General features: G+C 76.9%; 3 protein-coding genes. All 3 read right to left on the reverse strand.

The window, feature by feature from the left end; genetic code table 11:
• Nucleotides 1-86: 86 nt before the first annotated feature.
• Genes B7P34_RS39070 through B7P34_RS33865 form a run of 3 tightly spaced genes read right to left on the reverse strand, consistent with a single transcriptional unit; the run spans nt 87 to nt 8538 of the window.
• A complete protein-coding gene (locus B7P34_RS39070; RefSeq protein WP_223268514.1) occupies nt 87-4133 on the reverse strand; it encodes an amino acid adenylation domain-containing protein in 4047 nt (1348 codons plus the stop codon).
• Between the two features lie 56 nt (nt 4134-4189).
• Nucleotides 4190-5368, reverse strand: coding sequence for an acyl-CoA dehydrogenase family protein (locus B7P34_RS33860; protein ID WP_106681989.1), 1179 nt, complete (start codon nt 5366-5368; stop codon nt 4190-4192).
• 20 nt (nt 5369-5388) lie between these two features.
• Nucleotides 5389-8538 carry a non-ribosomal peptide synthetase gene (locus tag B7P34_RS33865; protein ID WP_106681990.1) on the reverse strand — a complete coding sequence of 1050 codons (3150 nt, stop codon included), beginning with the start codon at nt 8536-8538 and terminating at the stop codon, nt 5389-5391.
• Nucleotides 8539-8581: the final 43 nt, after the last annotated feature.

The following is an 8581-nucleotide window of genomic DNA, read 5'->3' on the forward strand; positions in this document are numbered from 1 at the left end:
CCGGCGGGCCCGGGCGTCCGCGCTGCGGCGGCGGGCGAGCCGCAGCAGCGCCTCCTGCCGCGCGGCCTCCGAAGCCGCACCGCCGCTCACTGTCCCGCCCCGTTCCGCCCGGCGGCCGGCTCCGCGCCGAACGCCTCCGCCAGCGCCTCCTCGACGAGGGCCGCCTGCCCGGCCACCGTGGGCGCCGCGAAGAACGCGGCCAGCGTCAGCTCCACGCCGAGGTCCTCACGCAGGTCGTCCACGACGCCCAGCGCGAGCAGCGAGTGCCCGCCCAGGGCCAGGAAGTCGGCGTCCGCGTCGCCGACCTCGCACTCCAGCGCCCGCCCCCAGGCGTCCGCGACCGCCCGCTGAAGAGGTGTCAGCTCGCGGCGTACGGGCCCGGGCGCGTCCGGCGACCGCGGCAGCCCCGGCACCGGCCGCCCGGCGAGGGCCCGGCGGTCCACCTTGCCGTTGCCCGTCAGCGGCAGCGCGCCGACCACGGACCACGCGTTGGGCAGCAGGTGCGCGGGCAGCCGCCCCGCCAAGTGGTCGCGCAGGGCCGCCACCGCGGGCTGCCCTTCGCCGTCGGGGACCACGAACGCGACCAGGCGCGCGTCGTCCTCGCCGGCCCGTACGACGGTGACGGCGGCGTCCGCCACCCGCGGGTGGTCGCGCAGGGCGTGCTCGATCTCGCCCGGCTCGATCCGGAAGCCGCGGACCTTGACCTGGTCGTCCACGCGGCCGTGGAAGTCCAGCGTCCCGTCCGGTCGCGCCGAGACGACGTCGCCCGTGCGGTAGATCCGCCCCGCCGAGGGATGTTCCACGAAGCGCTCCGCCGTGAGGGCCTCCTGGCCGACGTACCCCGCCGCGAGACGGGGGCCGCCCACCCACAGCTCGCCGCGGGTGCCGGCGGGCGCCACGGCGCCGTGCTCGTCCAGGACGTGCGCCGTCGCCCCGGCCAGGGGACGCCCGATCGGCGGCGGGGCGTCGCAGTCGGCGTCCCGCACGCGGTGGGCGGTGGCGAACGACGTGGTCTCGGTCGGCCCGTAGCCGTTGACCAGCTCCAGCCACGGGTGGGCGCGCAGGACGGCCCGCGCGTGCCGCGCCGACAGGGCCTCGCCGCCCACGATCACCGAACGCAGCACGGAGAAGACCGGGGAGCGGCGCGCGGCCAGGTGGTGGAAGAGCGCCGTCGTCAGGAACGCCACCGTGGCACCCAGCCGCTCCACGTCCCGCGCCAGGCCCTCCAGCGACTGCCGCCCCGCGGGCGAGACGGCCACCGCCGCGCCGTTGGCGAGGGCCACCCACAGCTCGAACGGCGAGCCGTCGAAGGTCAGCGCCGAGTGGAACAGCACGCGGTCCCGCGGGGTGACCGTCAGGAAGTCCGGGCCGGCGGTCAGCCCCGCGATGCCGCGGTGGGTGATCGCCACACCCTTCGGGCGACCGGTCGACCCGGACGTGTACATCACGTACGCCGTCGCGCCGGGGTCGTACGGCGGAGGCTCCGGCAAGTCGCTCTCCGCGGCGTCGGGACCGCATCCGGCGAGGCCGCCCGCGGTCAGGACGAGCGTCCGGACGGCCGGTATGCCCGCTGCTTCGAGCAGGTCCTTCTCGCCGACGACGAGGGAGACGCCGGCGTCGGCGAGCATCGCCTCCGTACGGGCGCGCGGATATGCCGCGTCGAGCGGCACGTAGTGCCCGCCCGCCCACCAGACGGCGGCCTTCGCCACGACGGCGCCCACGGAATGCGGCAGCAGCAGCCCCACCGGCGTGCCCCGCCCGACACCGCGGGCCTGCAGGGCCCCCGCCAGACGGCGGGCGGCGGCGGCCAGCTCCCCGTAGGTGAGGGTGAGTTCGCCGTCGGTCACGGCGAGGGCGGCCGGCTCCGCCGCGGCGTGCGCGAGGACGCGGCCGAGGACCCCGCCGGAGGCGGCGGCCGGGCCGGGCGCGGGGGGCCTGCCGGCCCGGGGAGCCGGGTGTTCCGCCGGGCTCACGCGGTCGTGGTCGTCCGCCGCTGCGGCGGAGGGGACGGCCTGCTGCGGCGGCTCGGCGGTGCCTGCCGGGCTGGAGTCCTGGTGGTGCTCCACCGGGCCGGTCCCCCGGCCCTTGCTGCGGTGATCCGCCGTTGCGGCGGGGAAGGCGGCTTGCTCCGCCGGCTCGTTGGAGTCCCGGTGGTGCTCCACCGGACGGCTCCCCGGGCCCTCTCCGACGCGGTCCTCCGCCCTTGCGGCCGAGGGAACGGCCGCCCCCGTTTCCGGGCTCTCCGTTCCCGGCGCCGCCGGCACGCGTTCCCGGCGTGAGTCCACCAGTTCCGCCAGGCTGCGCAGGTCCGGCCTGCGGAGCAGCTGCGGTGCCCGGAGCCGGACGCCGAAGCGTTCCTCCAGGGCGGTCAGCAGCCTGGCCGCGGTCAGGGAATCGCCGCCCGAGGCGAGGAAGTTGTCGCCGGGACCCGTCTCGGGCCGGCCGAGGATGTTCCGGCACAGCTCGACCACGAGCCGCTCCGTATCCGTGTCCGTGTCCCTGTAGTCCGGGACCGAGTCCGTACCGGCATCGTCCCCCACCGCGGGAGCGGCCCCCGCGCCGGCCAGCAGCGCCGCCCGGTCGACCTTGCCGTTGGCGTCGAGCGGGAACGCCTCCACGTAGCGCAGTGCCGACGGCACCGCCTGCTCGGGCAGGCGGCCGCGCACCGCGTCCAGCAGTCCGGCCGCCGGCAGGGCGCCCGTGTCCGGCGCGAGCCGGACGAACGCGATCAGCCGGACGTCGCCGCCGGCGGCGGACTCCGCCGCGACGACGGCCCGCAGGACGCGCGGGTCGTCCTCGAACGCGGCCTCCGTCTCGGCCGGTTCGATGCGTGCGCCGCGCACCTTGACCTGGTCGTCCAGGCGGCCGAGGAACTCCAGGACGCCGTCGGGCCGCATCCGCACCCGGTCCCCGGTGCGGTAGACGCGGCCGGTGCCGGTCACCTCCGGCGGCGGGGCGACGAAGCGGCGGGCGGTGAGGGCCTCGTCCAGGTACCCGCTCGCGAGGCCCGCGCCGCCGATGCGCAGTTCGCCGGCCTCGCCGCGCGGCACGACGTGCCCTTCGGGGCCGGTGACGCACACGACGGTGCCGTCGGCGGGCGTGCCGATCGGCGGGGGAGTGCCGGGGGCGTCGCCGGCGGAGCCGAGGTCGTGCGCGGTCGCCACGACGGCGGCCTCGGCCGGCCCGTACGCGTTGTCCACGCGTGCGGTGACGTCCGGCCCGGGCCGGCGCCGCAGCCGGTCGCCGCCGATGCTGAGGTGGCGCAACGCGGGGAGGTCCCGCCAGGGGCGTTCGAGGACGATCTCGGCCAGGGGCGTGGGCAGGATGGCCACGGTCACGCCGGCCCGCCGCCACCACGCGGTGAGGACCTCGGGATCCCAGCGGACGTCGTCCGGGGGGACGGCGAGGGCCGCGCCGGAGGTCAGGGCGGCCCACAGCTCCAGGACGTGCGGGTCGAAGGAGACGCCGACCAGCAGGCTGTGCCGGTCGCCGGGCCGGGCGGCGGTGCGCGCGGCGTACCAGCGCAGGCGGGCGGCGAGGGCGGTGCCCGGCACCGCTACGGCCTTGGGCACGCCGGTCGAGCCGGAGGTGAGCACGGCGTAGAAGGTGCCGTCCGGAACGGCGGGGCGCCCGGAGTCCGGGCCGGCGGCGGGGAAGGCGGCGACGACCCCGCCGTGCGCGTTGGCGCCCTCGGCGGGCAGCGGCAGGGGCAGCCGCTCGGCGCCCGCGTACGCCTCGGGCAGCACGCCGGGCGCGCCGATCAGGCAGGCGACGCGCAGCCCGCCGGCGACCGCGGCGAGCCGTCGCTCACCGGGGCGTGGCCCGAGCGGGAGGTAGACGGCGCCGAGCCGGGCCACGGCGACGGCCGTGGCGACCAGGGCGGCGGAGCGGTCCAGGCAGACGGCGACGAGGTCGCCGGACCCCACCCGGTCGCGCAGTGCGTCGGCCGTCCGGTGGGCGAGGGCGTCCAGTTCGGCGTAGGTCCAGGTCAGTTCGCCGTCCTCGACGGCGGGCGCGTCCGGGGACGCGGAGACGTGGTGCGCGTACCGGGCCAGGACGTCGTCCCAGCCCTCAGCGGTCGCGGTGCCGCCGTGTGCGATGGACAGGTGTGCGGCAGTACGTGAAGAAGTCATGGTTCCTCCGTGACGTCGTCGGCAGGAGAAGGGATCGGGGGCGGGGGCGGGCGCGCTCAGCCCAGCCCCATGGCCCGGGCGACGATCACCTTCTGGATCTCGGAGGTCCCCTCGATGATCGTCATCATCCGGACGTACCGGTAGAGGAACTCCAGGGGGTGGCCGCGCACCCACCCCGTCGCCCCGTGCACCTGCAGCGCCCGGTCCACGACGCGGACCGCGGTCTCGGAGGACGTCAGCTTGGCGAGCGCCGCGTTCTCCGGGGTCTCCACGCCGTCGTCGACGAGCCGCGCGCACGCCAGCGTCAGCAGCTTGGCCGCCTCCACCTCGGCCCGGCTGCTGACGAGGTGCTCCTGCACGTGCTGGTACGCGCCGATGCGCTCGCCGAACGCCTTCCGCTCGCGGGCGTACGCGATGCCGAGCTCCAGGGCGTGCTCGGCGATGCCGTTGCACATCGCCGCCACCACGAGCCGGCCCCGCGAGAGGCTGTCGATGCCGTTGCCGAGCGCCGCGCCCACGCCCGCCGCGCCGCCGACGACGGCGTCGGCGGGCAGCCGCACCTCGTCCAGCACGAGCTCGTACAGCTCCTCGCCGGACATGCCCTCGTAGCGCTGGCCGATGCGCAGCCGCGCCGTGTCCATGCCCGTGACGAACGCGGTCGGCCCGAGGTCCTTGCCGTCGCCGTCCACCGCCCGGGCCACGACGATCACGAAGTCGGCGTGCCCGGCGTTGCTCACGAACGTCTTGCGTCCCGAGAGCACCCAGCCGCCGTCGGCGTCCTGCCGGGCGGTCGTGGTGAGGTGGAAGGCGTCCGATCCGGCGTTCGGCTCGGTCAGCGCGAGGCAGCGCGTCGCCTCGCCCCGCACGAGCGGCTTCAGATACCGCTCGATCTGCTGTTCCGTGCCGCGGCGCAGCAGCGGGCTCGGGCCGTCCGAGCCGGCCAGCGCGTACGGGGCGAGCGGGCAGCCGCTGCGCCCGGCCGCGTGGTGCAGCATGACCACGGCGCTGAACGGCATGCCGGAGCCGCCGAGTTCCTCGGGGTGGTCACCGGCGTAGAACCCCAGCTTCGCCGAGCGGCGGCGGACGTACGCGCGGAGCTCGGCCGGCGGCAGGCCCCCGTCCTCGGGGAGTTCGGCGGCCAGCGGCACGAGCTCCCGGCGGACGAACGCCGTGAACGCTTCGGCGAGGTCGCGGTGCTCGGTCTCCAGGACGGACGACAGGGTGGTGGTGCTCATCGGGCGGCTCATCGGGCGGCTCACGGGGCGGTCTCCGTCAGGGCGCGGGCCTGGTCGGCGAGGACGGGGTGCTGGAAGAGGACGCGCAGCGGCGGGCGCGCGCCGAGCCGGGGCTCCAGCCACGCGGCAAGGTGCGCGGCGAGCAGGGAGTGCCCGCCGACCTGGAAGAAGTGGGACGACGGCGAGAACCGGTCGTGCCCCAGGACCTCCCGCCAGCCCTCGGCCAGCAGGGCGACGGCCGGATCGGAGCTCTCCTCCCGCTCCGGGGCCGCCGGGCCGCCGGCCGTCACCGCTTCGGCGGCGAGCCGGGCCAGCGCGGCGCGGTCCGGCTTGCCGCCGGGCAGCACCGGCATCGCCGCGGGCCGGAGCCAGCGCGCGGGGACGAGCGCGGCGGGCAGCCGTTCGGACAGCGCCTTGTGCAGCAGGGCCTGGTCCGGCTCCTCCCCGCCGTCGACGAAGCCGGTCAGGCAGGGGGCGCCGGCCGCGTCGTGGCCGAGGACGACCGCGCACGAGCGGCCGCCGAGCACCTCGGAGGCCACCGCCTCGATCTCCTCCGGCTCGATGCGGTAGCCGCGCAGCTTGACCTGGTTGTCGCGGCGGCCGAGGAACCACAGCAGGCCGTCGCGGTCCCGGTACCCGAGGTCGCCGGTCAGGTAGGCGCGCGCCCCGCCGAGCGCGGGCACGGTGACGAACCGGGCCGCGGTCGCCGCGGCGGCCTCACCGCCCCCGAGATAGCCCTCGGCGAGGGCCGCGCCCGAGACCGCGAGTTCGCCGACCGCGCCCACGGGCAGCGGCCGCAGCCCCGCGTCCAGGACGTGCACCCCGACCCCCGGCAGCGCGGTCCCCAGCGGCACTTCACAGGCCTCCCCGGCGCCGCCGGCACCTTCACGGCTCACTTCGTGGACCGCCGAGGTGATGGTCGCCTCGGTCACCCCGTACGCGTTGAGGACCGTCGCGTCCGTCGCGGCCAGGACGTCCCGCAGGGCGGCGGCCGGCAGCCGCTCGCCGCCGGTGACCAGCAGCCGCGGCTCCCACATCCCGTCGCGGAGCGCCTCGCACAGCTCCTCCCGCACGGCCAGGAGGTAACTCGTCGGCAGATTGGCGACGGTGACCCGGCGGGCCGCCAGGACGGCGATCAGCTCGGCCGCCGTCGGCACCTCCCGCTGCGGCACCACCAGGCACGCACCGGCCAGCAGGGACGGCAGCACCTCCTCCAGCGCCACGTCGAACGACGGCTGCGCGAAGAGCAGCACCCTGTCGTCGGAGCGCATCCCGAAGCGCGCGGACACGGTCGTCATGTGGTGGGCGAGCGCGGTGCGGCCGACCGCCACGGCCTTGGGCAGGCCTGTCGAACCGGACGTGTGGATGACGTACGCGGCACCGTCGACGCGCGCGGCCGGCGCCGCGGCGGGGAACGGCTCCTCGGCGCCGAGCAGCGCGACCGGCGCCGGCAGGCCCTCCGCGGGCAGCGCGAGGGCGCTCTCGCGGTCGGTCAGGACCAGGGCCGGGGACAGGCGCCGCAGCAGCGTCTCCAGGCGGCTCGCCGGGTCGTTGGGCGACAGCGGGCAGTAGACCGCGCCCGTGCGCAGGCACGCGAGCAGTGTCACGACGGTGTCCACGCCGCGCGGCAGGACCGCCGCGACCGGCCGGCCGGCGGCGACGCCCGCCGCGCGCAGCCGCGCCGCCAGCTCGTCCACCAGCCGGTCGAGTTCGCCGTAGGTGATCTTCCGGGCGCCGCTGACGAGGGCAGGGAGGCCGGGGTCGTGCCGGGAGACGGGGTCGAGGGCGGCGCCGGGGTCCACGGGCTCCCCGGTCCGCGCCGGCAGGTCCACCGGCTCCGCTCCGAGCGCCGCGAGAGGCGCTGCGGGCTCTTCCAGATAGGCCCGTACGAGACCGAGGAAGCGGTCGGCGAGCAGCCGGGCGGCGTCCTCGTCGAACAGGTCCCGGTCGTAGTCCCAGACCAGCGTCATGCCGGCCGGGCCGCTCCGCGGGCCGACCGTGCGCCGGTCGTCCGGCAGCAGCACCAGGTCGAGGTCGAAGCGCGTGGTGCCGGTGTTGAAACCCTCGAACAGCGACACCTCCAGGCTCGGCACCTCCACCTCCGGCAGCGCCGCGTCGTGGGCGCTGAACATGACGCTGAACAGCGGGTTGTCCGCGCCGGACGTGTGCAGGCCGAGCTCGCGGGTGAGCACCTGCACGGGGACGTCCTGGTGCGGCAGCGCGCGGATGAGGCTGTCGGTGACCTCGTCCACCGCCTCGTCCGCGCCCGCCGCCGGGTCGAGGCGCAGCCGCAGCGGGATCGTGTTCACGAACATGCCGGTGGCCGACTCGAAGCCCTCGGGGCGGTTGCCGACCGCGGTGCCGACGACGAGGTCGGCGCGACCGCTGTGACGGCGCAGCAGCTCGGCGAAGAGCGCGAGGAGCGTCGAGAACGGGGTGTGGCCCTGGGCGCGGCTGTGGGTGCGCAGGCGCTCGGCGAGCTCCGCGTCCACGGACCGGCGCAGCTGCCCGCCCGCGTGCCGGCGCCGCGCCCCGGGCCGGGCGAGGCCGGGCAGCGGCAGATCGAACGACGCGTCGCCCAGCTCGCGCCGCCAGTACTCCAGGCCCGCCGCGCGCCGGTCCGCCCGCTCGGGGCTCCCGGCGGCTTCGAGGTGGTCGGTGTACGAGCGGGCGGGCGGCAGGACCGCCCGCTCGCCGAGCACGCGCGCCCGGTAGACGGTGAACACGTCGTTCAGCAGGATCGCGAACGAGTGCCCGTCGTGGACGAGGTGGTGCTCGACGTGCACGAGCCGGTGGTGGTCCGGGCCGAGCCGGACGAGGCTCCAGCGCAGCAGCGGCGCCTCGTACACGTCGAGGGGCGTCTCGGCCTCGGTGCGCAGCAGGGCGGCGAACGCCGCCTCCGGGTCCGCCTCGCCGCCGAGGTCGGCCGTCCGCAGCCGGGGCGCGCACCGCTCCCGCACGCGCTGGCCGGGCAGCCCGCCGGGGGAGTCGACGAGTTCGAGCCGCAGACCGGGGTGGCGCCCGAGCGCGGCCGCCAGCCCCTCGCGGAGCGCGTCCTCGTCGAGGGCGCCCCGCAGGTCCACGGTGGCGGTGAAGTTGTAGGCGCGACTGCCGGGCAGCATCTGCTCGTGCAGCCAGACGATCTCCTGGGATGTGGAGAGTCCGAACATGATCAGCCTTTCGGGTTCTGGTTCGGGAGTTCACGGGCCGGGC

This window comes from Streptosporangium nondiastaticum (genome assembly GCF_003011965.1).
GTDB lineage: Bacteria > Actinomycetota > Actinomycetes > Streptomycetales > Streptomycetaceae > Streptomyces > Streptomyces nondiastaticus.

Excerpts from the sequence above, each read along its gene's own strand:
- B7P34_RS33860 (WP_106681989.1), bottom strand. The coding sequence starts at position 5,368 with ATGAGCACCACCACCCTGTCGTCCGTCCTGGAGACCGAGCACCGCGAC.
- B7P34_RS39070 (WP_223268514.1), bottom strand. The coding sequence starts at position 4,133 with ATGACTTCTTCACGTACTGCCGCACACCTGTCCATCGCACACGGCGGC.
- B7P34_RS33865 (WP_106681990.1), bottom strand. The coding sequence starts at position 8,538 with ATGTTCGGACTCTCCACATCCCAGGAGATCGTCTGGCTGCACGAGCAG.